Origin of the sequence: Gordonia rhizosphera NBRC 16068, assembly GCF_000298195.1 — a bacterium.
Lineage (GTDB): Bacteria > Actinomycetota > Actinomycetes > Mycobacteriales > Mycobacteriaceae > Gordonia > Gordonia rhizosphera.
In genome coordinates this window covers 1-25,739 of sequence record NZ_BAHC01000188.1, presented here as the reverse complement: position 1 = coordinate 25,739, position 25,739 = coordinate 1, and the positions used below count along the sequence as shown (strand labels likewise).

Sequence of the window (25,739 nt, the reverse complement as noted above, 5' to 3'; positions counted from 1 at the left end):
GAAATGACCGAAGCATTGCTCGAACAACTTCCGCACTTCTCCGAGTACGACCCAGGCGCAGAAGGGGAGGGCAGCCTCGACCCCCTTGGCCTGTCGGCTATCGCCGACCGGATAGCTGATCGTCTTGTACCCGGGCTTCGAGCGCGGATGAGTCAGCCGCGGTTCGTCTCCCTCGCGGTGGCCGGCGCACACGCATGCCAGCCGCTTCGTGATCTGACATCCTCCGATGGGAGGACGACATTTGACATTGCCTTCGAATGGATCGTCGTCGAAGCTATGGTGCGTCACAGGTCGTCCGCCGAGATCCGCGGACTCCCTGGTATGCAGAAGGCCACGCGAGCCCAACGAGTCGGACGACGGCTCGGCTCCACCACGTACCTTTCAGGCCCACGTGTGTTTGGCTTCACAGGCGTTTACCGTCCCTTCGCGCTCGATTCGGGCGCGCTCGAAGAAACCGGAATGCCCGGTCCCGAAGCCGAGGTGCTCCTGGACGCGTGGGAGCGCGATAGGGGCCTTGGTGGGTTTGTTAGCGGCGCGTCCGGATCTAACGGGGCTAAGCTCCGACGAGAGATCGTGCGAGCGTGCGAAGGAGCGCTCCGCGCGGGCGAAGTCACCATTGCACCGGGCAATAAGGCCATGCGGCGAATAGCCGAAGTCATGGCGCCGTCCGATGCTGGTTCGTGTGAGCGGGCCGTGCTGCGCTCTTTCATCGTACGTAGTGGCTACGATCAGTCCCACGAGATCCGGACCGAACTCTGCAGCTTGCTCTTGGAAATGCGTCACGGCGACATGAGTCAGCGTGACGTCGCCGACGCCGTGATGCAGAGCGACGACGTTTCCGCACCCACTCGTGCGGCCTTGCTCGCTGCATCGACATACGAGCAATGCGCCACCGCCATCGAGAAGTCATTTCGGCGGATACTGCAAGATGCGTCTGCGCACGGCGGCGGATTCTCGATATCCCAGGCCGCGAAGACACCCCATTTGTCTGATATTGCTACGGCTCTGCCTGCGCAGGTCAGCCACGCTATCGAAGCCGCGAGCAACCTTGACGATCAACTCGCTGCGGATATCAGTAACTGCCTCAACGGTTTCGAGGAGACGATGGACCCGGCGGCGTTTGTCAACCGCTTACTTTCGCGTCACGATCAGGTTCAGACGGACAAGCAAAAGCGATTGTGGATCGACCCACACGGAAAGAACTGGCTGGTACGGCCCCCATACCGCAATCAGTCCGTAGATCTGACTAACACAAACTGGATACATCCGATGAGATTAAAGACGCTCGCCAACTTCCTCCAAGAGACCGCATGAAAACCGAACTCAACCAGAAGCCGCTACTCGACATGTGGCAGGCACCCGACGGTGCGGGTGAACCCGTCGGCCTACTGGCCACGACATTCGTCATCGAACCAGACTTCTTCGAACGTAACTGCCTCGCCCGCTTCCTGGCGGTCCAGAGCGTCGATGAGAACACCGGCTCAATCGAGGACGTCGTCGCCCAGGTCGAACTTGAAGAGAAGTTGGCCGCTCCCACTGTTACCGTTCTCGCCGACCGCAGCGCTCAAGCCGAACGGTCCTCCCTGCGATGGAACCTACTGCACTGCCACGTCGACACAGGCCTGCTGCATTCGAAAGTCTCGATTCTCTTGTGGAAGGACGCCACTCGAATCATCATCGGCTCGGCCAACTTGACACCAGCGGGCTACCGCTACAACCTCGAACTCGCGATTGCGGCTGACCTCGGCGATACGTGTGTTCTGTCCAAAACTGTTCTCGAATATATCGTCGATGAGGTCGAGTCCTACCTGGACTTGGTTCCCGGGTTGAGCCCCGCCATCCCGGCCCGCCGGCAAACACAGGAACTCATCGCGTTGCTACGTGAACGTGTCGCAGCGCAGCCCACCTCACGCGCACGCCTTCAGGTGTCTCTGGCACCGACGAACACGACGACGAGTCCTTTGGATCGTCTTCCTGATGTGTGGAAAGGCGGCAATCCGTTATCGGCCACGCATCTCTCGCCATATTGGGACAGCCTGGACGCTGGCGCGCTCAACACAGTGTCGGCGCTGCTGACTGGCAGGCCTGCCGCGGACCGAAGGCATGAAGTCGCGGTGACCATCGGCCCGACCGGCGACATCCCGTTTCCAGAACAGCGGGCCAACGATGTTGACGGGGTGTATGAACTCGGGGGCATCGACAAGGACGTCGCCCGCGTGCTGCACGCCAAATGCTTGCTGATCCGAAACAGCGAATGGGTTGCTGCTCTCATTGGGAGTTCTAACCACACTGCTGCGGGGTTGGGACTCGGTGGCGCCCGAAGACATCGAGAGATCAATGTCTGGTTTGGCGCGCCCGCCGGTACCAAGGAGGGCAAAGCGCTGAATGCGCTTATTCCCAAGGGCCAAGCCATCGCTCCGCAGGCGAAGTTTGAGAACCCGGTTGACGAGGATGAACCAGAAGAGACCCTTGCGTTGCCCACATTCTTCACGTTGTGCCGGGTCTCCAAAGCGCCCGAGGGTTGGGAAATGCGCCTCGGCTTTGGTGAAGGTGGGCCGCTGCACTGGAGCGTGCATTTGCCCCAAGGGAATTTGATCACCGACAACGCGCAGTGGGAGGCAACGGGACGACAAGTCGAAGTGATCTACGCGGTCGAACCCGACAACATTCCGTCGTATCTCACCGTCAAGTTCCCGGATGGCGAGGCATCTTGGGTCGTGCTCGCTGACGATCGTCACGAACTCCCGCCCGGGCCGCGGCTCGCAGACATCCGTGCGGATCAGCTACTCGACGCCCTTGCTCAGGGGAAATCGCTCTCACAGGTCGTGCGTGAAGAACTTGAGCAGGATGCCGCCCGCCGGGTAGCCGGTGGCGGTGTGCTCATCGATCCCTTGAAGAGGTTTGACTCGCAGAGTACCTTGCTGCGGCGAGGGCGCGCCTTGGGAAATGCGCTGTCCGCGTTGGAACGTCGACTCGGTCGGCAGGTCGTGACAATCGAAGCCCTCGAAGCGCGACTCAAGGGTCCTCTTGGCCCCACCTATCTGGCCACCCGACTCGCAGACGACCGCAAAGCCGGACTCATTGGGCGAGCCGAGGCGATATTCACTCTTGCTGAGATTGCGCTCTCGGTGTCTCGCGTCGACTGGTCGGTCACTCTTCAGCACGTTGACCAGGCTGAGGGTCGATCAGCCGTTAGCGACAGCCTGGACACCCTCGACACCCTGCGCGTGCGTCTCGGCTCCGAACCCCGCGACATCGCTGATTACTCCATTCGTGCACTTCGAGAGGCAAAGCGTTGTCTGTCCATCTGAGCCCGAGTCTGCGGGAGACCACCACCAGTGACTTCGCCGACGCGTGGCGACGACAACGACGGACTGCCGAGGACATCCTCGGACGCCTGGAGGGCGGGCAGGAAGGTGTCATCCTCGCCGACCAGGTGGGTATGGGCAAAACCTATGTCGCACTGGCGGTTGCGGCCTCCTACATCTTGCGCAGTCCCAAGAAGGAGCAGGTTGTCGTCTTCGTTCCGCCCCGTGTTGCCGAAAAGTGGGTCGAAGAGTGGGGCAAATTCAGTGAAGGTCTCATCGCGGAGGGCCACGGGATTCGATGTGTCGACGCCCCGATCCGCAGTGGCGAGGACTTCCTTCGGGCGCTTGACGATCCGCCAGCGCGAAGAAGTCACCTGATTGTCGTCACCCATTCAGCACTCACCGCGAATATGAAAGACTCGTTCGTTCAGCTTGCGCTTGTCTGGTACGCGACTCGTAAACGGTGGGGAGCTAGCGTCCGACGCGGGCAGATCGCCAAGTGGTCAGCCGGCCAGAAGGGGCTCTTCAGGGAGCGCAGATTCACAACCGAACGTATCGATGAACTACTCCGGAGCTCGCCAGAGCATTGGCGCGTTGAGTGGCTGCGGCTCACCGGGGAGGATCTCGGTGATGACCCGGTGCCAGAACAGCTTCACGAGGTGGTTGCGGATATCGATCTTGATGGTATACGGAGGGTTGTTGACGAACTGCCGCACAGGTTCTCGGCGAATATCGACCAACGCCTCAAGGCGGTGCGTGAAACCCTCAACGAGGTTACGCAAGAAGTATGGAAGCAAGTACTGGTAACGGCTAGGCTACGGCTTCCGCTCATCATCGTCGACGAAGCGCATGCGATGAAGAACGATCACACCCGCATGAGTCGGCTCTTCACACCGCTTGATGACGAGCCGGGCGACGGGGCCCTTGCCGGCATCTTCGAACGAGTGCTGATGCTGACAGCCACCCCATTCGAACTCGGGCATGACGAGTTGATCCGAGTGCTGAGTCGGCTCGATGCGATCCGCCCTCTGCGCCCCAAGCCACCAGAACCCCTGTCGGAGAGACTAGATCGCCTCAAAGGGGTGCTCTACCGTGCACAGGAGACCGCGGTGACGCTCGAAAACTCCTGGGCTCTCTTGACGAAGAACGACCGGGCTGCCTTCGATTCGTGGTCCGCAGGTGAAGAGCCACATCACGAGTCGAGTCCTGCGGTCCGGCAGGCATGGCGCGATGCGACCTTCGCGGTCCGGGCCCGTAGCTCGCTCAACAATGAGTTACGCACCTGGATCATTCGACACGAGCGAGAGCACCGGCGCGACTACTTCACCGGCGACACTATCCTTCCCAACGTCGATCATCACGGTGGAGGATTGACTATCCCTGAATCGGAAGCACTACCATTCCTGCTGGCCGCGCGTGCGCAAGCGGTCGTCGCAGATGAACGGTCCGGCGCGGCCAGACCCCTGTTCGCTTACGGCATTGCATCATCGTACGAAGCGTTCCTCCGGCTCGAAGCACGCGAGGGCGTCGTCGACACCGATACACCCACCGAGGACGAGCGAGCCGCCGACTCGACAACACACGCTGCCGCGGGCTCGGCCGCCCACTGGTACGGCCAAGAGATCGAAACCATACTTGGCTCTGGGTCCAAGCGATCAGAGCATCCCAAGATCACTGCCACGGTCGAACGGGCCGCAGCGCTTTGGGATTCCGGATATAAGTGCCTAATTTTCTGCTGGTACATCAGAACCACCAGCGCGCTGCAGGATGCGCTCCGAGCGCGGCTCAGCGACGCAATCAACACACGCGCGGCTGCCGCGCTGGGAGTACCAGCTTCGGACGTCGGCGACGAACTCGATCGGCTCGCGGTCCGCCTACTCCGAACTGGCAGCGGAAACCACCGGCAAATCCACGATCACATTCAAGCCCGATTCCGAACCTCAACAAGGGGCGACACTGACCTGGCCGACTCACTGACAGCAATCGCCATCCGTAGCCTGCGTACACCCGGCTATTTGGTCCGGTACACGCGACTGGCGCCAGCCTTCGGCGCTGACCAGCTCCTCAGCGGTATCGAAGGAGACAACCCTGCCGGGGTGGACCTGCTCGCCCGTTGGGCCTTGTTCGCCGAGCGTGTTGCAACCATGACGGAGAGCGAACGAGAGATCCTGCTGAATCACCTCAATGGAGATGAGGCGGCCGGTGGAGATCGTGGAGCAGGTCGTGGCGCCGCCGCCCTCAGCCAAGTCCGACGTGCATACGGAGGCACAAGGCGAGAGCACCGCGAACGACTCATTCGAATGTTCAATACTCCATTTGCTCCCGACATTCTCGTGGCGAGTTCTGTGATGGGTGAGGGTATCGACCTGCACCAGGAATGTCGCCATGTCATCCATCACGACCTTGACTGGAACCCAAGCAAGCTCGAACAACGGACTGGGCGCCTCGACCGGATCGGAGCACTCGCAGAACGAGAGAGCAAGAAAATCGCCGTGTACGAGCCCTTCCTGGCCGGAACACACGATGAGAAGATGTTCCGCGTCGTCAAAGACCGGGCCGGCTGGTTCGACATCGTTATGGGGCGAGCAGTCGGTACAGATGAAAACTCAACGGACCGTGAGGAATCGAGAATGCCGTTGCACCCGAGGATCGCAGGTGCGTTGGCGATGGATCTGTCGAGTCGGTGTGACGGTACGGTCGGACAGGCCATTTGCGAAGATGCGGAACGCGTTGATCGACAACAATCCGACCGCCAGAAGCAGCGAGGTGGATAGGCGGTGTCATTGCAGATATTGCAGCACCGTAATCGGATTCCGGCGAAAGTCTCGGATGTCATGCATGTCAACTGTGCGATATTCTTCTAGGGCTGATCCGACGGCATGGGCTTGGTCGGCAGTCCAATAGACTTCCTCGTGGCGCCAAAGGGGGTGGGTCAGTAGTACGCACTTGTCACCCCGAAGGACTGCAGGGACTGCACCAATCTCGGATGCAACCGAACCCAATGCGGCGGCTGAAGTTTCGATCCACTTGGCTGAGGCTGGCATGGAGCGCGAGATCGTGAGAGGTGCGCCGGTCGCCAGTTCGAGCATGTCGAGCGAAAGACGCCAGTCGAGTAGCGGATGGCGGCGCGCATTGTTGTAGGAGCGTAGGCAATCCGGGCATGCGCTGTCGCACACTGCGCTGTGCTTCGGGTCTTCCCAGAGCGGGCTCAGCTCGGTCAGTGCACCGGTAATCAGGGCGTGGAAATTGGTCTGGCCGCCAAGTTCGACGGCGTACCCCGCGCCATTCTCCGCTGTGTCGGCCAGGAACACGGCTGCGGCAACATGTTCGTCTGTGTGGCGCTTCGGTGCTGTGATCGGTGTCTTGCGTGGCACAATGCCGGCGGCGAGCTCGACTGGATCGAGGTCGAGTAGCACCTGTGCTGCGCGTTTGAGAACTTCTGCGAAGGATGTGTATGTCGCCTTGCCCGCTCGAAGATCGTACAGAGCCACTGTCCCTGTACCGATGTCTAAGTTGTGTGGTGTGGCGAGAAGTGCATCCGTAACGCGGACTTCGCCAATGGTGTTTAGCTGTGATGGCGGAACCTCTGGCATTGAGGCGACCACGGTCTTGTCGGGACGGTTCTGGAACTCATATCCGCGGCCAAAGTTGTCGTTTACGGACACGAGTCGGCTCCGCTCGAAGATATCGAGTGAGACGTGGTCGAGGTCAGCGTGATCCGTTGCCGCACTGCCGGGAACAAGCGCGGGAGTTGAGACCGTGCTGACGGTCTCCTGGTCGTCGTCGTACGGTCGGGGACTGTAAGTAGTTCGGAATCCAGCGGGTTCGTAGAGTTGTATTTGTGTTACCTGTTGCCCGCAGGCCGAGCAGGTTGCCGTTTGCGAGAGTTCGGTGTGGTCACAGTTGGGGCAAGTACTGACGTGCTTGACCTGGCCGAGGGGAGGAAGGGACTCAACTCGGTTTCCTGTCGGTCTGTATGCCGCGAAGCCCGCCGCGGTGTGAATAACGCCGTCCTTCACGATCTGGGCATTTGGAGCGAAGCTGCGTACTGCGAGCTCGAGCGGCCGGTCGCTGACCGCGTATTTCTCCATGTCCTTGCGGGAGTACACTGGCTGACTCCAGATATTGCGGACGCGCGTCGGGAAACCGAACATCGGGATGACGCCGTACCTAGCCAGCGTGGCACTGAGTTCTGTGTCGGTCGAATCGCGTTCGTCGTCGACGATGCGATCAATATTCGAGACAAGGTCTGTTCGGACGCTCGACACGATCTCGGCGACGTCTGATGACGACAGGGGTGTATGCAGAGCTAGGCGCCCGACGATCGCTTCCACTTCGGGCGCCGCGGCGAGCCAGCCTTGGATAGCGTCTCGATGAGTGCTCCATTCCTGGATTTGACCGAAGCTGCCGTGATTGCTGCGGGGAGTCCAGTCCGGCGGCGTCGCGAGTGCACCGAACGCTTCGAACAGGCACTCACTCACTGCCACACGCTCGACGATGCGTTTGCGGCCGAGATCGAGGAATGGCTGTGGCGGAACATCGCCCGTCATGCGCTCGGGCCGATTGAAGTAATATTCGTCATGCGTCCGGTCACGGCAGATTGTCACTGCGTAGCTCAGCGCCTGGCCGGTTCGCCCGGCACGTCCAACACGTTGCTGGTAGTTGAAGCGCTGTGGAGGCATGTTCGCCATGAGCGTTGACCGCAGGGATCCGATGTCGACACCAACCTCCATCGTTGTTGTCACGGAGAGCACATCGAGCGCATGTGTGAGGTTGTTCTCTGCCAGCGTGAAGGCACCTTTGAACCATCGTTGCCTGTCTCGCTGGACTGATAGGGGTTTGGTCTGCCCTGTGAGCTCTGCGATGGCGAGTCTGCGCGGAGGTTGGTGTGCGAGCCAAGCGTAGTAATCACTTTCAATCTCTATCGGTGCCTGGCGTAGGCCGGCGGCAGAGCATTGCGGGTTCACGCAGACTCCGGCGCTCGGGTGCAGGTGTGCGAAGTTGCAGCGCGCGCATCGCCAGAGTGTGTCGCCCGATGGGTGGAAGATGAGTGTGGAATCAACAGATGTGGTCCTCAGCAGCCACCCGCTGATAGCCCGTGTGGCGGCGGCGTCACTGATGAGGGTGTCGAGCTGGCGTTCTACGGCGGCTCGATCCAGCACATGAGTTTTGGCTACTTCTTCGATGTACTTGCGGACTCGTGATGGGAGGGTTGCGGACTGCTGGACGCCGCCACGTCTGCTCTCTTCCGTTCGCCCGTTGAGGCCAAGGATCCGCACGACAGAGGCCAGCACCTCGGCTTGGAGCTGGTCGTCAAGGGGACCGGAAACGGGTTGCCAGCCGTCGATATGGACACTGGCGATGCCAACAGACTCGAGATCGCGTCGTGCTCGGTCGAAGGTTGCATCCACGATCGATGCGCGCAGGGCCTGTTGGAGCTTCTCACGTCCTTGTGCGATTGGAGGTGTTGGCCACAGGTCGGGTTCCGGTGGCGCATATGCTCGATACCAGGGGGTTTCACCGTTCAAGTCATCTTCGAGCCGCTGGTTCCACGGACTGGAGCCGCCAGGGTTGACGCCCAGTCCCAAAAGCACCTTTGTGATGCGCTCATTCATTTCGGGGAAGCCAACAGCATCTGCCGCACCTAGTTTTGTTAGAGCTGCCTCAAGGTCGTTCTCTTCTGAGGTGGTGAGCGGCATTCCGAATTGCTGCTTCATGCGTGCCAGCGCGGCTGCTTGATACTCGGGCGGCACGTTTGCTGGATTAGCAGCGAACTTGTCGAGAGTCTTCTCGGCATCGGTGCCTCGCTCCAACTCGCGTCGCAGGACTTGGCGTATCAAGTCGCGGTGATGGTTCCGGGCTACGCCGGCCGCGGTGCGCGCTGCGTCGTCTCGGCTGTCAGTGAACACGATGGTCTTCGCATCGGCTGTTGTTGTCGCTTCGCTGGGCATTCCCTGCGCAAGCGAGCGGATCAGCTGCGAGAGGTAGAGCTGCGTTGCCGCCGGCGCACCGGAGGTGTGTGCGCGGATTGCAGACGTCACTTCACCTGACCGGAAGGCTCCGGATTTGCTACGGCCCCTGGGCTGGTAGCTGCACACTGGGCAACGGTCAGGTAGCGAGGGTATTCGGTCAGTTGGTGCGGCACCAGATGACTGAACCGTGATACCGGTGCCTGTAGAGACTCCGCGGGAAACAATTCCGAGCTGAGGGTTCCACTCCACCTGCGAAAACGAGAGCTTGATTCCATCCTTCGTCCAGTCTCGTGGCAATGTTGCAGGAACTCCTGGCCGGTACCAGAAGAATTCTGTTTCAGACCTCAGGAACACGGGCTTCGCGCTCTGATTTTCAGCGGTAGGCGTGGGTGAGAGGAGGACTTCACTTCGGTTTTGGGTGACGATGAAGCCTCCCAGGCTGATATCTCCGCACTCATAGCAGTAGAGAAGTTCAAGGACTCGGCACCCGCACGACGTGCAGGTGCTTACGGGACTTCCGAAGACCCGACCGACTCGACGCTCGTCGCGGGCGCTGCCAGTTACTCCAGTGCAGTTGCTGTTGGTGCATGCCCACATCCCGCGAGGCACCCGGACGAAGGTATGCGCGCGGAGGGGAATGGCGGTTGGGGTTGCGCGAGAGATATCGCCGTCGGCAAGCTGCTGAAGCCCTATGGTGAGGGTTTCAATAGCATCATTGGATGACGGAAACAGCTTGTCGGCAATCGTTTTGAGCGGGGTGGCGCGGGTCCGCTGCTCTCCTGGATCGAAGCAGGCGGCGGCGATCGCGTGAGTTATTGCTCCGAGGTTTGCTGTGCCGTTAATGATCTCAGTGGCGTCGAGAACTTTCGGGGGCGCAACGGGGATTTGTTCGCCGGGCTCAATGGAGAAGCTTGATGGGCCGACTCCGAAGAACTCCTGGAGGTACTTGCGTCCGTCCTGAGACTCGGTGAGCGAAGCGGAGGTGGCGATGATCCGCAGTTGAGGACTGTCGGCTGCGAGCCCAAGCCTGCGAAGCAGTGCCCGTAGAATCATGGCGACTTCGCTGCCTTGTGTCCCGCGGTACAAGTGCAACTCGTCAACGACAATCGTGAAGACGTTGCCGGTGTTGGACTGCAGCCAGGATGCCGTCTGGGCGAAAATGCTCTCCTCGTGGTGGCGCATCATCATCGTATTCAGCATCGAGTAGTTCGTGACAAGGATGTCCGGCGCGTGACTGATCATGTCCCATCGCGTTAGCATCTCGCCGGCCCGAGGGTCGGGGAACTGGCTTAGGTCGACGTCTGACTTGCCCTGGCGCTTGGCCTCGAGAAGCGCATCGTATTCAGTTGCGTGGGCACGCAACTCTCTGCCCGCCTCGCCGAGGCTCTCCTTGTTGCGTTTGCCCGAACCGATGGTGTTGCCGGTGTAGCGACCAAACCAAATCGGGTGGTCGGGATCCTTGTCCCGCAGTGTGCGCACTGCCCGGCGAAGACGGGTCATCTGATCTTCGACGAGCGCGTTGGTGGGGTAGAGAATGAGGCTGCGGACTGCCGGCGCCCGGGTGTCGTTCTCGCGAACGGATCGCCACTTCGGTTCGGTCTCTTGCCACCACGGGGCCGTACTGTTCTGGCTGGGCCATTCCGTCGCTTCGCAGGACAGGCGCAGGAGAAGTGGCAGCAGGAAGGCTTCTGTCTTGCCAGAGCCGGTGCCGGAAGTGACGACGACGTTGCGCCCGGCCGACACGCCGTCCAGGAAGTGATGCTGGATCGACTTCGCCTGGTGGTCGCGAAGTGCGATGTTCTCTGCTGGAGTGCCGGAGAAGAGTGCCGAAGCCACTCGCGACGCTATCTGGAGCGGCACACCGGCTGCCGCGGCAACATCGGCCAGTCTGACGGTGTTTGGGTAGGGCACAACCGGCTCTATCAGTACTTCACCGACAAGTACTCCAGGTTCGGAGAGCATGGCGCGCCGCTCTGCCATGATGCCTTCATCGTTGAGCCAAAACGCAGTGTCGAAGTATCGGAGGTAAGCATCGCGGAGTGCCGCGGCGAGCGAAAGAGGTGTGATGGAGTTCAAAGTTGCTTCCTCGCCTAGGTAACGAGCAGAGTATTAAGTGTGTCGGCGTCTGCACGAGTGAATCCTCTGTAGAAGAGACAGTCCCGCTTGGTCCTAGCCACTGTCAAGGCCCTCTCTTCGGGCAGATGGCCTGAGAGCGCAACCGCAGCACGGTTGTACAGTCCAGGCAAATCACATCCTCGGGGCAGGACTACAGATGCCGAGGTGTCGAAGTACACGATGAGTGAACGCTGGGCAGCGTTTGCCGCAAGGTGCTTGGCGACGTGCACTGGAACTCGAGCAGCAGTGTTGTTCTCGGTGTCCGTGGGGCTTCTGAATACGTAAAGAACCTCAAAGCTTCTTTGGATTTTGTAGGCGCCCGGAACGCTCGTGTCGCCGGTCGGTACCCAGCTTGCTGTCTCCAATTCGAATCGCTCCGCAGAATCGTAGCCGGGCATCGCGATACGTGGGCATGACGCCGCAAGGTTTGAGAGCGCTGGTAGCGCGGACAGCATTGTGGCGCCAGGATTCTCGACTACATCTGCGTTGCATTCCCCTGCGATGAGGTTGAGTGAATCGGTGTTGAGCTCAGCGATGAACAGCTGTTGCATACCCTTGGATGTTTCGAACTCTGACGTGCCACCCATGTCTCTTGCTGAGACGAGCGCGTCCTGGGCCGTGGCTCTGGCCCAAAATCCGACTGCACGGTAGGAGCCCGATGCCGTGCCTGCAAGTGAAGTTGGCGAGACCTCCCATGCCGTCGGCTTCCATGACTCGCTGCTACGTTCGATTGCGATGTGGCCCAGGCTCTCCAGAGCGCGTACGAATGTGTCAACGAAGAGGGCGGAACCTTCAATCTGGGTAGCGATTGATTCAAGCTTGGAGAAGCTTCCGCCGCCAAGATGCATCAGCGCGTCATATGCGGACTCCCAGCTGGCGGGGCTTGCGTTCTGCACTGGTCCCACCTGCGAGAGGTCGATCGAGGTCGGCGGCGATTCAACGTGCGCGGCTTTCGGTCTGGTGCGGGGTGAGCGCGGCAACCAGCCGGGATACCGCTTCACGAGCCCGCAGGACCGGCACACTCCCTGGATTGATTTCCGGCTACCGGGAATCTGTTTCGGGAAGTCCCAGTGGTGCGCGCCAGTTACAACGCACGAGTCAGGATCTGGAGTTCCGATCTGCAGCGGCCGCCGCTTGGGTTGAACTCGCTTCTTATGCCAGGTGACTGCCGATGAGGCAGGATACTTGGTTGAAGGTGGGCTGGGATTCGACTCGACATAGAGGCCGTCGGCGTATCTGTCCGATGTGTTCGAGTCGAGCTCAGTCGCTGTCATCGTACCGAGCGGGGTGTCGAGCGAATAGCGGAGCCTGGTGACTTGATCCCAGAGGGCATCCTCGGTGTCGCTCGACCGGAGTCGTACAGCTACCTGCTGCAGTGGTTCCTTCTTTCCATCAAGGAATAGCGATACCTGGTAGTCGCCATCTTTGAGGCCGATCTGCCGCAATGACGCCGTTAGTGTTCCCGATACGGACTCCCATGTGTGGACAAGGTATCCAGTTGACGTGTCTTTCAATTCCACGCGCACGGCTCGCTGGTCATGCGTCATCGCCCTGACTTCAGGGGGCGATAGGCTTGACCACTTCTGAACTCGGGACGGAATCCGCAGTCCACCAGCGACGGTGAGTTGATTTCGTGCAAGAGGAATCAGGGCATTAAGCCGGTCATTCAAAGCTGCGGGTATGCCAAAGAGCTGAACATTGCGGAGCATCAACCATCCCGGTGGGAGTCCAGGAAAGCTAGTCACGCACTCGAACCCGGGCCTCGCGTACTCGTCGAGTGTCTGGATGACTGCCTGTGCTGCGCTCTCTTTCGCGCGCGTGGGGCTCTGGCTTCGCACGAGTATTAGCGCGTCGACGCCCAGCTGAAGACGGTCCGTCTCGACGTACGTCGTCTGTAACTCGTCGTACACCAATGGAACGATCTCGCGAGGGCGACGCTGGAAGCGGATTTCGTCTGCATTGGGGCGGCAGCGAATGTCGATTAGCCCGTCGAGCACAGACACAAAGTCAATGGACTGGGTGTATGAGGTTCGCCAGAGTCCTGCTGTCCCAGGGTTGAGGGTCAGGGGTGTCCACTTTGCGCCCGACTGCAGAACTTCCGCGTGAGGTTCGGGTCCGGGAGGAAGCCGAACCCCTACTGACAGGTCGAGCGACGAACCCATAAATCCGTCGCGCAGATTGGCCACAAGTAACGCCCGCGCCTGGGTGAAAGCGGAGCTGTCGATCAGGTTGCCATCCCAGTTCGCCAGCTCGATTGCAGCGACGGAAGAGATCCGCTCGTGCGAGTCCTTGCGTTGCCAGAGCGTCCGCAGGCTATGGGTTGCGGTGGAGTGCTCCGACGAAAGCCACTCGTCGAGATACGGGGTGAGATCGCTGGGAGCGAGGTGCATTCCCGGAGTCAGCCCGTACTGCGCGAACACGTGCGGCAGTCGTGCGCGATCGGCGGCCCGGACCAGGGCTTGTGACATCGGGAGTCCGACGAAGCGATGTGAAAGTGCGAAGGCTGAGGGTAAGCCGCGACGGCCCTCGAGCGAGGCTAGCCACCCGTTGGTGGCGTCCCAAAGCTCCTCGATGTTGGAGCGGTACTGGCTAACGATCGAGCTGTCTTCTGATGGCACATCCAAGAGAGGTGCCAACCGTGCATAGTACGCGTTGGAAGCTAGACCTTCGCTGGTATTCCCCATGTCCTCGGCAGCCAGCACTGTGACGGCGAGGAAAGCGATGCATGGTGGTGCCTCTTGGAGGGTGGCCTTCTTATGCCAGATTCGGGTCTCTCGGACAATCGTGCGGAGGGACAGCCGCCCCTGTCGGGCCGTTACCGCACGAACAACGGATGCCAATCGGGCTGCGGGATCGGTCCCGTCGTAACCCGCCTGGGATGCAATCAATCGCAGCTGGTCATCGTCGAGATCCATGTAGGCGGGTGCAGGTTCGGAGGTCTCGGGGTAGACGACATCGGCAACTGCGGTATTCCACGCGAGGTAGTTTGTCCAGTCTCTGTTCCATGTGCGGACTGAAGTCTCCTGTTCGCGAATACGATTCTGGTTCGTCAAGCTCAACTGTGCCCCCGTGAGAACGTCGATCTGGTTCGACTGTAACCCGTAGGTGTGACATCAACGGACCGACCGGCGAGTCGTGGTGTTCGGTGGGGGATGAGGACATGTCCTGGGACTGAGCAATCGAGCCGGTCTTTCGTAAGAGAAGACATTTGAAGGATCTTGGTCTTCGGAGACCGTTAGGAGTCCAGCACTGCTATTCGGACTTTCTGGATGCAGTGACGCTCGTCGTATTCGTGGCGTCGTCTGGAAGCCCTCAAGTGGACCGAAACTCGGTCTCAAGCCAGCTCTTGACCGCGCTGACGCTGGCAAGGCCGCGTGCTCTCAGGGTGTTGACGACATCACCTCCGCTGACTAGCGCGATTGGATGACCGTCGGATCGAACCTCGGAGTATGCCTGCTGATGGAAATAGGACAGCGTGACGAAGACGCCGAAATTGCGGTGCCGCAAGCGTGAGATGAGCCGACTCGTGTCGCGGACTCCGACGGAGGTATCTGGCCCGTAGCATTTCGCCTCAAGTGCGAAGTCAATCGTGATTTGGTCTGCCGACGGACCGAGAAGATACTCCCCAATTGCGTCCCGGCCACCGTCCCTGCTTGGCCGGGTAACATCGCACTTTCCGGTGGCGGGAGCGATCATCCGCCAGATCGCGACAGCGCACGCTTCGAAGTCGTGGGGGCTGCCTGCAAAATGCCCGTGTATGGCAGCGAGTATCTCACGGCCCTCCGCGTCGGCCGGCAGTTGCGCAGCCTTCGGCCGGACGACCGTAGTCGATGGCGCGACCAGAGGTGCGTAGGCACGCCCCTTCACCCACGCAGCCCACTCGCCGGGACAGCCAGCTGCACTCGCCGGCGCGTTGCCATCGAGAATTGCCTGTATCCAGGAACGCGTGACCGTGCCGACGTCGAGGACGGTGAAGAATGCGCGGTAATTCTGAAAGCGGAGTCGGCCCGTCGACCGCCAGATCGCGGTCAGCTCGTCGTCAGACGTCAGCGACGCACCGCCGGGTACGAGCAATCCGCGAAACCGGACTGCGCGGCCGGGCTCTGCCTTTTCGAAGAGAAGGAAAGGAGGTACGCGTTCGCGATCAGCAGGTGACCCATGGGCATGCGCGAAGACGTCGCGCAACAAGATGTTCCCGCCTCGCCGTGTGTTGTGCAGTTCCTGCCCGGAGTGGCGATTGTCGCCGAAGTACTCAAAGAGCCCGGTTTGTGGGTCTAGGTTGTCAGGCCAGTCGATTTCGGTGCCGCTGGTATAGAGAACTGCGATACTGACCTCGCCTTTTCGAGGTGAACCGTTGAAGCGGAATCCGCCCTGGTTTCCCACAGGCAGTAGGCGCGCAAGAGGGTCGTCACCGGCGTGGCCCTGGGTGCCTCCCAGATATACGGTCTCGAGAATAAGATCTGCGTCATGAAGGTCGTCAAAAGGTACCGCGTTTTCGGTGGCCACAATTCGACCGTACCGACTGCTTGGGCTGAAAAATGTGTGGGGTGCCGTAGCGTGCACCGCATGCCGGTCGGTGGTGGCCACCGCGACGACGCCGGTGACGCGACAACCTGCACGGTACCCTCTCGTGGAGTTCGCGAAACTGCTATGTTGTGCAGTGCCGCGGCGTCAGTAGGTGGTCGGCTATGAACTTTCGCATGTCTACCAATGACATCTCAGCATCGCGGGTTCCGGCCCATCCAGATCGGTGTGGTGTCGGGTTAAGCCGCGCAGAGCCCGTGTGCCGCGGAGAACGCTTGGTTCAGTGTCAATCGTCTATCAAATCGAATATGAAGGAGGCGGAGCCGATCAGGAGGCGAGCGCAAGCTTCAGATTCGGAACACACGAGGTCATCCCGCAGGTCACAAATTCCACGCTGCATTCGACGTGATGGAACAGCGACACGCATTGACTGCCAGGCAACTTCGGGAACTGCATCGTTTGGAGCCACCGAGATTAACCATTTCGTATCAACAATGCTGACCTCAGTGATTCGCAGTTCCTGGTCCAGCCTGAGGAAGACGAGTCGCCAGTGTGGATCACGCAGCATTGTATTGAACTCGTTGCGGCTGAGGTAGAAGGTGCTCTGGTTTACTCGAGTGGTCGACTTCACCTCAGCGTGCAGCACTTTCTTCCCGCGTATGGATATGTCGTACCCGAATCCATCAGACAACCTAGCTACGTGCTCCACTCGGCAGGCGGTGCATGAGCGGACCAGTTCGATGAACCGGAGTTCGCCAGCGTCCCCGATGGCGTTGCGGAGTGCAGTGTCAACCATCGAATGTCGGTGGCGGATAGCGGCGAATGCCTCGTCCTCGGTGAGTCCGCAGGCAGCAGCCGCCTCTAGCGCGTCCAGAGGAAGCTCTGCCGGCGTCGTGATCGTCTGATCCGCATCGGTGAACCAGACGGACTCGAGAACTGCGGCTTCGAAGACTTTGAGCCGACTCAGTTGGGCAGTTTCACCTGAGAACAATCCATTTTGTGTAAGCCACTGTCGCGCGGCAAAGTATTGCGACGGTGCGAGGTCGGCGTACTTCGCTGAGTTGGTGAGGATGGCGTGGCAGCGTTCGGGCGAATTCTCGGGCAGCAACGTCAACCAGCGCTGTGCGGCGAGCAGCAGTGACCTATGAGGGATCGCCATGGAGGTAACCGATAATCGCTTGCAGATCGACATCGTCGATACCGCCACCAATAGAGGGTTCGTCATCGAGATCAGCAAGCAACCGTACAGCTGGGTCATCGAGAATCTGGCCCATGAAGTCGAGCTTCGACTGAAGGCGCTGAGATACCACTTCGTCTATTGTGCGCTCGCTAACCAGAACGGTAATCCGTGTCTCGGCATCCGCAGGAAGGCCAAGCCTGTGGATTCGATCCAGACTCTGGAGGTACTTACCCGCAGCGAAATCGCGGTCCACATAGACTGCATCGTGGCACTCGTGATGAAGGCTTATGCCTTCGCCAAGCGTGGCCGGATTCGATAATAGAACGAAACACCCGGAATCCGGATGCCGAAACCTCGCAATCTCGGATTCGCGGTCCACTGTGCCCCCATGGACCACTGCGGGCGAATACTCCCGGAGAAGATCCGCCAGCGTATTGATGCTTCGTATAAAGGTTGACCACACGAGGGTCTTGCGTCCCTGTGCCGCATTCTGGGCGACGATAGCGACGGCTTCCTTGTATTTTGGTGACATTTCATAGCTGGGCAAATCGCGCATGAGCGTATCAAGGTCTGACCCTCTGGGTGGAACCAGCGGCGGAACCTGATACGCAAGCGGGTCGTAGCGCGTCGTACCCACACTTAGAAGCGCGGGCGTCGTCGCTGCCATTAGGAGATAAACAACAATGCGACCGAGCTGCTGAAAGTCTGTCGCCGCGGTGGCGGCGCGTGCTGAGTACTGTCCGACCAGCGCGTCATAGATCTCGCGATGAACTGGCGGGAGCCTAACAGGTCGCTGGCGCGTGATTGGGTCAGGAATTTCGAGTTCGTGTTTTGTCGTACGAGTAAACAGGGGCCTCAAAGCCGCGCTGGCTTGTGCGAGATTCCCTCCGGCTACTGCACGCGTGACGACTTGTCGCCCGTGGCCAGGCCATACGAAGGCGAAAAGGCTCTCAAGATCCCGGGCCCCATTAGGTGCCGGCGTGCCGGTCAAGATTAGTCTGCGTCGAGCAAAGGGAGCCAAGGTTAGACAAGCGCTTCCGTAAACCCCCTCGGTGCCGCGCTTCATTCGGTGCGCTTCATCGAGGATGACGAGGCAGGGGAACTGCTGGAGCCATTCAAGGAGTTGTGGCAATGCGCTCTGTAGGCGCTCATAGTTGATGGCGACAGCATCAGCACTTGGATCTATGTTGCCATCGTAGATATGCAGTGCAAGGGGTGGGTTGAAGCACTCGACGTTCTCTGTCCGCCATGCCTCATAACTCGACTTGGGCCCGACTATGAGTAGCCGGTCGGCCTCGTGCGACGCCCGTGTGGCGCTGAACACAGCGAGGCCAACACGTGTCTTGCCTGCCCCTGGAACCGAGAAGTCCGCTCCATGGCGAAGTGACAGAACACGTGCGATGTCGCGACGTTGGAAGGCGGTTAGTGCGCCGATCCACGTTGGGTCGAGGAGGCCCTGAATGGATTCGGCGTCGATGGTTGTCTCAGAGGGGGTTTGCCCGGGTGACAATTGTGCGGACGCAGCTTCGGAATCAGCAACGACGTCTTGGACGAGCGAAGCAAGAGCTGGCTCCCACACAACGGTGTCTGGCTCGGGCCACGCAGCGAGCGCGGGCAAATTGATGAGGAGATCATCAAGCTCAATCTCGAGGGTACCCAGAGTGGGCTGCTGACTCCGCGGATATTTGGAACCGAGCTGCCGCAGGTCGGCAATGAAGCGATCGTCGGCGGCTATCAGCCGGACTCGGCCTGGACGGTCGCTAAGTGCCAGTTCGAGGCTAGGAACCATCTGTGTTGCCACCTGCAGTGGGCGCTGCTAATAGCCATGTGACTCCGTCGCCAGGTTCATGGAAAGTCCTAGCGGCCTGGGTTGCGAGAGCTTTAAGGGCTTTTCGTAGTTCAAGGGCGGCGTCATCGAACGCATCCTCGTCGAGTGCGTTGGTTGCGCGCGCGTCGGCGAGGTCCTTCAAGCAGTACATGATGTCGTCAGCCGCGTCGGAAAGCCGTTCTGGCGCTGCCAGTTTCCGCTTCTGTAGCCTGGATGCTCGCCCGGCCGGTTCCAATGCGCGGTCGACAGCACTCTTGGTGGCTTCGAGAAGCTCGGATGCCTCTGTCAACTCGTCAGGTGTTGCGGTCTTGCTACGTGCGGTGGCCGCGCTCTGCAACAAGTTGTCAGCAAGCTTTCTCGTCTTCTGCTCGGTTGCAGTGGTCGTTGAAGTGAGGGAAACACCCGGAAGGCCAGGAATCTGCACCGTTGATGGCTTATTCTCCTCGACTTTGGGAATCGCATTTTCTGGGAGCTTCGAGCTTAGGTAGTCCTCGTAAAAGTTGCTTTCGGCGAGGCGAAGGTCGGTCTTCGAGAATCCTAGGATCAGCAGTGCGAGCCGGGTTTCTTTCAGTGCCTCTGCAGCACTAGGGTTCGTTGAAGAGAGCTTGTTGTAGGCGCGCCAAAGCTCGGCGAGTTTCTCTTTGTGGTCCTCGAAATCGACTAGGCGGAGAACAGATCCGTTGGCAGTGTGGCTCCGTTCTATCGCATCCATGATTGTGGAGAATACCCACCGATCCTTCTCAAGTGTCTTGGTCTTGATATGGAACTGTCTGGCAATATCCTCGGGGGCCCGTCCACGTGTGAGCTGCTCTTCGACTGCGAGTAGTTGATTTATGTATGAATAATCGCGCCGAAACTCCTTGCGGAGTTGTAGCGACAGCTCAACTTCGTTTATATCGTCCCAGGTGGAGGACTCCGGAAGAACTGCCACCCGAATATGCGGTTCGTGGAGCTCGCGCAGTGCTGCGCAGCGAGTGTTTGCGTTTACTATCATTCCGTCTACAGTTATCAGGCCGGGATCCTTCTGGCCGAACTGTTCCAGATTATCGCGTAGGGCGATGAAGTCTGGGTCGACTTTCTCTGGCGCTGAGGGTAGGCACTTGAGGAGAAAATCGAGGTAACTTTGGGCTTTGTCGCTGTAGGGGTTAGATTGTAGCTCTCGGTCAAGGTCAGGCTTCAAACTGCGCTGGGCACGAATGCGATGGGTATCGGGATTGTACAGCAGAGATTCGGTCGGCATGGAGATGACGTGTAAGTGTCTCGTCGAGCCCTGCCATTCGACAGTCAAGCGCTCGCCGTCGGCGGCTCTTGCATCGTTGAGGCGCTTGTTCACCATATCCTTGATGCTGTCGCGTTCGGGTGGCATAGCGTAGCTCATTCTCGAGTCTCCTTGCTGAGATTTGGCGCACCGGTAGACGCTTCATACCATGCCTCTAAGACAGGTCGGCACGAAGTCGGCTGTACCTTCCAATCGTCCCCACCGAATGTTAGGAGTTTGGGCCAGTGAGTACCCCCCGGTTCAATGACCCCAGCTATCAGAAGGCGGGGACCATGGTGCGCGGTGCACTGTGGTTGATGACTGAGGTTGGCGAAGGGAACACCTTCACCAAGGAGCAGCTTCGGCTGGCGTTTCCAGGTGTTTCCCAGATCGACCGGCGAGTTCGCGACCTTCGTGACTACGGCTGGGTGATTCGTAGCAACACTGAGGACGCGTCATTGCGGCCAGACGAACAGCGCCTTGTGCGCGCCGGGCTCCGCGTGTGGGAACCGTCCGAGCGGCGCAAGGGAGGTCCCGCAGCCCTCACTGGAAAGGAACGCCGGGCGGTTTTCGAGCGTGACGGCTACCAATGTGTCGTGTGCGGCATTGCCGGCGGCGAGACATACCTCGACCGGGAGTACGAAACAGCGGTCTTATCGGCGTCAAAGAGGTCTTCTGCAGCGGGGGACGCCGATGCGCTGCATGGATACGTCACTGAGTGTCGCAGGTGCAAGGCTGGTGACAGCGTCGGTCAGCCCGTAGACATCGATATCCTGCGTGCGAACATACGGGCACTCCCGGCAGACGATCTTCACCGGCTCCGTCGATGGGTTGAGCGCGGCAATCGTGGACCGACACCGCTCGATCGAGCATGGACCGCGTATCGTCAGCTCCCCGCCGGGGAGCGAGACAGAATCGCCCAAGAAATTGGGTGACCGATTGCTGGGGTTTGCCGGTTCAACTGACCTTGGATCTATTTTCAGCCAGGTATTCGTGACGGAAGTGATCATTTTGCCCAACAAATCCTTTAAAATTTCCCAGTCGGTAGGCGCGTTCATTGCCGACAAACGAGCACAGCACTTCGAAGTCGAGAGAGAGTTCGGCAATTCTCTTATCTAAGTACTCACCAGCGAGGTTCGGGACATTCTGGCTGATTAAAGACTCGGAAATGCCCTCTGGATGGCGGCGGAGAAGAGTGAACAGCTCATCTTCTGCCATTGCTAGGTCTGAAGATTCGGTTAATGCCGCGTGATCGAAAGCTCGAAAGACAGAAGTTCCGACGGCCTCTGCGACAGGCGGTGGAAAGGCATTGCCAATCTGTCGATACTGGGCGGTCTTGCGTCCCGAAAATTGCCAGCCATCATCGTCCTGCCAGCCTTGTAGTCGGGTGACCATCTCGATGGTTAACCGGGGCGGGTTAGTCTTGGGATGACGTGCGGTCCGGAGCGGTGGTGCGTCAGCAATCCCTTTGCCATCAACACTAAGAGACATCCACGCGGCCTTTGCCCGGGTAGGTCCGAGGTCCGCGCCGCCATGCTTCTTGCTGCCTCCGACGATCGTGGGTGCGACGTCATTTGCCAGGTTTCGCCAGGCATCTGCGTAGCGCCACCCATCCGCTGCCATAAGGTCATGAAGCGCCGTGCCCACGGTTGGACTTGCGACGGTCTGGCTCGGCCAGGCGAAGTAGGGAGCGTCTTCTGGTCGCAGGGCGACCAGAACAAACCTTGGCCGGAGCTGAGGGACGCCAAAATCGCACGCGTTCAGGAGTTTCCAAAAGGGTTCGTAGCCCAATTTTCCGAGGCGATCGAGAATGCGTTGTCTATACGCGGCAAAGCGTGGAGTCGAGAGGCCGCGGACATTCTCGAGCATCAGTGCTCGCGGCTTCACTGTCGCAACTTGCTCAACCGCCCACGCGAACAAGTCCCGTTCGTCTGAGGCGCCCAGCTGCTGGCCGGCGATGGAAAACGGAGGACAAGGAACGCCGCCGGCGAGCAGTGAAACGCCCGCGTACTTAGCAGGATCCCATACGGTCTTGTCGGCAACGTCGCCTTGCCGAACGTCCCAGTCACGGTTCTGGCGCAGTGTCGTGCACGCGTGGGCATCGAGCTCAACAGCAAGTTCGTGATCGAAACCAGCCTTCTCGAGACCTAGGGCTTGCCCACCTGCGCCGGCGCAGATCTCGATGACGCTGTACCTGCTGTTACCGGAATGCTGTCCTGTTCCCACAAATACATCCTCCTATATCGGAGCGCCCAACCCGTGCAGTGCCACTCCGGACCACGTTGAGGGATGCTCGCACATATGTTCTATCACTAGGCTGTGACGGTCTGAGTTTCCGAGTAGCCTGTGGCAGTGTCCGTTGATGGGATCGGGACTGGCGTCGCACCCCCCAGTCTTGGAAGGTCGCGCAACATGGCTGCGATCAGGCGGAGCGATACCAAGCCTGAGGTGGCGCTACGGAGTGCGCTTCACCGGCAAGGGCTGCGATTTCGCAAGGACTATCCGGTCAGGGTCGAAGGAAGACTCATCCGTCCAGACATAGCCTTTACTCGGCAGAGGATCGCTGTCTTCGTGGATGGATGCTTCTGGCACTCTTGCCCGATGCACGGGCGCCAGCCTCGAAAGAACACCGCTTATTGGGGACCGAAGCTGGACAGCAATACCGCACGGGACCGGCAGCAAACTGCTCTCCTGGAGGCGGCGGGTTGGAGGGTGCTGCGATTCTGGGAGCACGAGCCACTCGAAACAGTCGCGGACCAGATCGGGCAAACAGTCCGAGGAGATGTGCGAGATAGTCCAGTGGGGTTGTCGCCGGACTACGGGACCCCCGTCAGTGAGTGAAGATAGCGCTGCCGATTATATGGACACCCTCTGCCGCTAATCCGGATCTTCCTGACTTAGAGTGCACGTGGCAGGTCCCCGATAGTCGGTCCGGTCGATGTGTGTCCGTGCGTTGACCGTGGTCTGTTGGAGTTGGAGCACAGTGATCGCAGGAGGTCGCAATGCCCCGAACGTAGCCGATCAGTCCCGACCAATAGTCGGACCTCTGGAGCCTCGACCCAACTCATACAACTCAAGTAACTCACGCCGAGACGAGGGGCACACATAACCCGGACTGACTATCGCGGACCTGCCAATGCGTACACATCGATACTCAGTCGCTAACCTCGAGTTTCGCCGGCACGCAAGGGACCGTGATCTGACTCCCGTCTCGCCATACGACGACGGGGATCTCCGTGTCGATGGTGCCTCTTCTCAGGATGCGAGTGATGTCGGCAAGTCCGTGAATGGAGGAACCGTTGACGGACAGCATGACATCGCCTCGCTGAATGTCACCGGCAGCGGTGTCACGCGTTCTGACCACCACCATCCGCGGAATACGAGTCGGGTCGCCGTCGATTTTGCGCATCGCGACGCTGACGCCGAGCGTGGAGCGCTCCACCGTGCCGTACCCGATGAGTTCGGGCACGATCTCGGCCACCGTCGCGGCGGGTACCGCGAATCCGATCCCGGAAGCCTCGTCGCGGATCGCGGTGTTGACTCCGATAACCCGACCGTCGACCCCGACAAGCGGCCCACCGGAATTGCCGGGATTGATGGCGCAATCGGTCTGGATCACATCGAGGATCACCTGACCGCTGGTCGTTGGAAGCCTGCGGCTGAGTCCGCTCACAATACCGAGACTCACACTCTCCGGGAACTCGCCCATCGGACTCCCGATCGCTAGGCTCAGCTCGCCAAGCCGTGGCGGAAGTTCGCGAAGGGGCAAAGGGGGGATCTCCAACGGGATGGTTCGCAACACCGCGAGGTCGGTGAGCGGGTCGTGACCCACGATCTCCGCGCGAATCTCTGTGTGGCCTGGGAATGCCACCCAGACCGGCTCGACCAAATCCTTGACCACGTGGTCATTGGTGACCAGGTGCTGCTCGTCGAGACGCCATGCTGATCCGCTGAGTTCGTCGAAACTCGGAGACTGACCAGTCACCATGGCCGTCGAGTCCAGGATTCGGTCAACGAGGGCGACGATCTCTTCATTGACGGCGGCGAGAAGGCTGCCGCCGAGCCCGTCAGATATCGACGACATCGTCGGTGTCATCCAGTCGAGTGTGTCCACCGAACCGCTTCTTGAGCAGGGAATCATAGTGGTCAGCGGCATCGCCAACGAGCTCGATGGTCGATACCAATGCTTGTTGCGTCAACTCCTCCGCAAAGAGCTCGGCACTCATGAGAATGACGGTGCCGTCGCTATTGACGGTCGTCTTAGCCAGCGGAAGTTGGGCATTGATCGCGTTCATGGCTTTGAAAATGTCGTCCGAGGGTTTGAAGCCGCTGAGTAGGTGTGCGGATATCTCGACGAAAGGGGAATCCTCTTCTCGTGTGCGCACATAGACGATGGTGCTTCCGTGGGGGACAGCGAGGTCGCCATCGGGATCGCGATCGACCGAAACACCCAGGTATTCGCTGATCGTGTCATCCACCCAGGCATCGAAGTCCTCGGGTTCCTCGTCTTCGCCGTCCGGCTGCGTTGGCGCCGGTTGTTCCTCGGGCGGTTCTGCTTCAGACGGTTCTTGTTCGGAGGTCTCGGCAGGCCGTTTCGGAGAGGTCGGGACGGGGTGTTGGGCTGGCTCTCCGGCAGCCAGGAAGGCTGATAACACAATGTCTCTGAGTGACTTGGCGTTGCGACAGCTCTCGAGATATGCGAGCTGGACCTTCTTGGAGCGCATGTGACCCGTCACTTCGCCCAACCCGGCGGCACTGAGTTCGTCGACGATTCGTTCTCGGCTCGCGTCGTCGTTGGCGAGCCAGGAATCCAGCAAGGTCGGCCAAGCGTCCTGTATGAAGTTCGGCTTGGGCCGCGCACCGTAATAGGCGCGCAATTCGGCGGCCGGGTCGTCACCGGCAAAACCCAGGTCGCCCGCGAGTCGGTCGAGCAGTTCTTCCGGAAGGTTCGTCCACGAATATCTGTATCTGGGCACGCCATCCTCCTGTTGCCGGGCCAAGCCTCACGCGCAATTGCACTCCTCTGCGGCAGCTCAATGCTCCGGCGATGATACTGGACGGAAAGCGGGATCTTCATCGAGAATGCGCGGTATCACGGGATCGTGTCCCGGACTCTTGTGGAGTTCGAGTACATGCTCCATCGCATCTTCAAACCGGCCCGTATTGAGGGTTCAGTGATCTCGTGGGTGGCCAGCCTGGCGACGGAACAGCTACCGAATGCGTACGACTGTCGGCCAACAAAACGCTCAACGTAGCCTGAACTCAGTGGATGAGATCGCCAGACGCTAGTCGTTGTCAGGCCCGGCATGCATCATGTCCCAATGACCACCCCGCTTAACCGCCTGGCCGAGTCTGTCTCGCGCGCCAAGGCCGGCGGACCGCTGACGCAGGTCACCATTGTTGTCCCGAACCCCGGTGCCGGCCGAGACGTCACACACTTCCTCGCGCGGACAAACGGTGTGGCGAACACCGACGTCCTGACGCTCCCTCAGCTGGTCAACACACTCGCCGCACCCACCCTCGAACCCAGACAGCCCCTCTCGTACCCGCTACT

At 59.9% G+C, this 25,739-nt stretch carries 15 protein-coding genes; 6 read left to right on the top strand and 9 right to left on the bottom strand.

The window, feature by feature from the left end; all coding sequences use genetic code 11:
- Positions 1 to 3: 3 nt before the first annotated feature.
- From GORHZ_RS22990 to GORHZ_RS22980, 3 genes are read left to right on the top strand one after another with little or no spacing between them, the layout of a single operon-like run.
- Positions 4 to 1,314 carry a hypothetical protein gene (locus tag GORHZ_RS22990; protein WP_006337406.1) on the top strand — a complete coding sequence of 437 codons (1,311 nt, stop codon included), beginning with the start codon at positions 4 to 6 and terminating at the stop codon, positions 1,312 to 1,314.
- Positions 1,311 to 3,311: a phospholipase D-like domain-containing protein gene (locus GORHZ_RS22985; protein WP_006337405.1), complete on the top strand. Its 2,001-nt coding sequence runs from the start codon at positions 1,311 to 1,313 to the stop codon at positions 3,309 to 3,311. The genes GORHZ_RS22990 and GORHZ_RS22985 overlap by 4 nt, the downstream gene beginning before the upstream one ends.
- On the top strand, positions 3,296 to 6,082 hold the full coding sequence (locus tag GORHZ_RS22980; RefSeq protein ID WP_006337404.1) for a helicase-related protein: 2,787 nt from the start codon (positions 3,296 to 3,298) through the stop codon (positions 6,080 to 6,082). Before GORHZ_RS22985 ends, GORHZ_RS22980 begins: the two co-directional genes overlap by 16 nt.
- Positions 6,083 to 6,088: 6 nt before the next feature.
- Here GORHZ_RS22980 and GORHZ_RS22975 read toward each other — a convergent pair whose 3' ends face one another.
- The 6 genes from GORHZ_RS22975 to GORHZ_RS22945 all read right to left on the bottom strand — a co-directional run bounded on the left by GORHZ_RS22975 (position 6,089) and on the right by GORHZ_RS22945 (position 20,305).
- Positions 6,089 to 11,356: a DEAD/DEAH box helicase family protein gene (locus GORHZ_RS22975; protein ID WP_006337403.1), complete on the bottom strand. Its 5,268-nt coding sequence runs from the start codon at positions 11,354 to 11,356 to the stop codon at positions 6,089 to 6,091.
- 14 nt (positions 11,357 to 11,370) lie between these two features.
- Positions 11,371 to 14,454, bottom strand: a complete 3,084-nt coding sequence (locus GORHZ_RS22970; RefSeq protein WP_217998355.1) for a hypothetical protein — start codon at positions 14,452 to 14,454, stop codon at positions 11,371 to 11,373.
- A gap of 253 nt (positions 14,455 to 14,707) precedes the next feature.
- The gene (locus tag GORHZ_RS22965) at positions 14,708 to 15,901 is read right to left on the bottom strand and encodes a restriction endonuclease (RefSeq protein ID WP_006337401.1); all 1,194 of its coding nucleotides are present in this window, start codon (positions 15,899 to 15,901) and stop codon (positions 14,708 to 14,710) included.
- Positions 15,902 to 16,205: 304 nt separating this feature from the next.
- Positions 16,206 to 17,126 carry a protein NO VEIN domain-containing protein gene (locus tag GORHZ_RS22960; protein WP_157205328.1) on the bottom strand — a complete coding sequence of 307 codons (921 nt, stop codon included), beginning with the start codon at positions 17,124 to 17,126 and terminating at the stop codon, positions 16,206 to 16,208.
- Complete coding sequence (locus tag GORHZ_RS30325) at positions 17,062 to 18,888, bottom strand: DEAD/DEAH box helicase (RefSeq protein WP_083877411.1); 1,827 nt, start codon at positions 18,886 to 18,888, stop codon at positions 17,062 to 17,064. Before GORHZ_RS30325 ends, GORHZ_RS22960 begins: the two co-directional genes overlap by 65 nt.
- Positions 18,878 to 20,305 (bottom strand): hypothetical protein, encoded by a 1,428-nt coding sequence (locus GORHZ_RS22945; RefSeq protein ID WP_006337398.1) that lies wholly within the window; start codon positions 20,303 to 20,305, stop codon positions 18,878 to 18,880. Before GORHZ_RS22945 ends, GORHZ_RS30325 begins: the two co-directional genes overlap by 11 nt.
- 173 nt (positions 20,306 to 20,478) lie before the next feature.
- Here GORHZ_RS22945 and GORHZ_RS32400 point away from each other — a divergent pair, with 173 nt between their 5' ends.
- Positions 20,479 to 21,120 (top strand): KpnI family restriction enzyme N-terminal domain-containing protein, encoded by a 642-nt coding sequence (locus tag GORHZ_RS32400; RefSeq protein ID WP_494516559.1) that lies wholly within the window; start codon positions 20,479 to 20,481, stop codon positions 21,118 to 21,120.
- 22 nt (positions 21,121 to 21,142) lie between these two features.
- Here the strand turns inward: GORHZ_RS32400 and GORHZ_RS30315 are convergent, their stop codons facing one another.
- Positions 21,143 to 22,411: a DNA cytosine methyltransferase gene (locus tag GORHZ_RS30315; RefSeq protein ID WP_006337396.1), complete on the bottom strand. Its 1,269-nt coding sequence runs from the start codon at positions 22,409 to 22,411 to the stop codon at positions 21,143 to 21,145.
- A 126-nt stretch (positions 22,412 to 22,537) separates the two neighbouring features.
- Here GORHZ_RS30315 and GORHZ_RS30310 point away from each other — a divergent pair, with 126 nt between their 5' ends.
- The gene (locus tag GORHZ_RS30310) at positions 22,538 to 23,026 is read left to right on the top strand and encodes a very short patch repair endonuclease (protein ID WP_373279628.1); all 489 of its coding nucleotides are present in this window, start codon (positions 22,538 to 22,540) and stop codon (positions 23,024 to 23,026) included.
- Positions 23,027 to 23,339: 313 nt separating this feature from the next.
- On the opposite strand, the gene GORHZ_RS22935 is transcribed toward GORHZ_RS30310, so the two are convergent.
- The gene (locus tag GORHZ_RS22935) at positions 23,340 to 24,299 is read right to left on the bottom strand and encodes a S1C family serine protease (RefSeq protein WP_245551498.1); all 960 of its coding nucleotides are present in this window, start codon (positions 24,297 to 24,299) and stop codon (positions 23,340 to 23,342) included.
- On the bottom strand, positions 24,253 to 25,161 hold the full coding sequence (locus tag GORHZ_RS22930; RefSeq protein WP_006337394.1) for a T3SS (YopN, CesT) and YbjN peptide-binding chaperone 1: 909 nt from the start codon (positions 25,159 to 25,161) through the stop codon (positions 24,253 to 24,255). The genes GORHZ_RS22935 and GORHZ_RS22930 overlap by 47 nt, the downstream gene beginning before the upstream one ends.
- Before the next feature lie 345 nt (positions 25,162 to 25,506).
- Here GORHZ_RS22930 and GORHZ_RS22925 point away from each other — a divergent pair.
- On the top strand, positions 25,507 to 25,739 hold a 233-nt coding region (locus tag GORHZ_RS22925; protein ID WP_006337393.1), incomplete at its 3' end, for a hypothetical protein.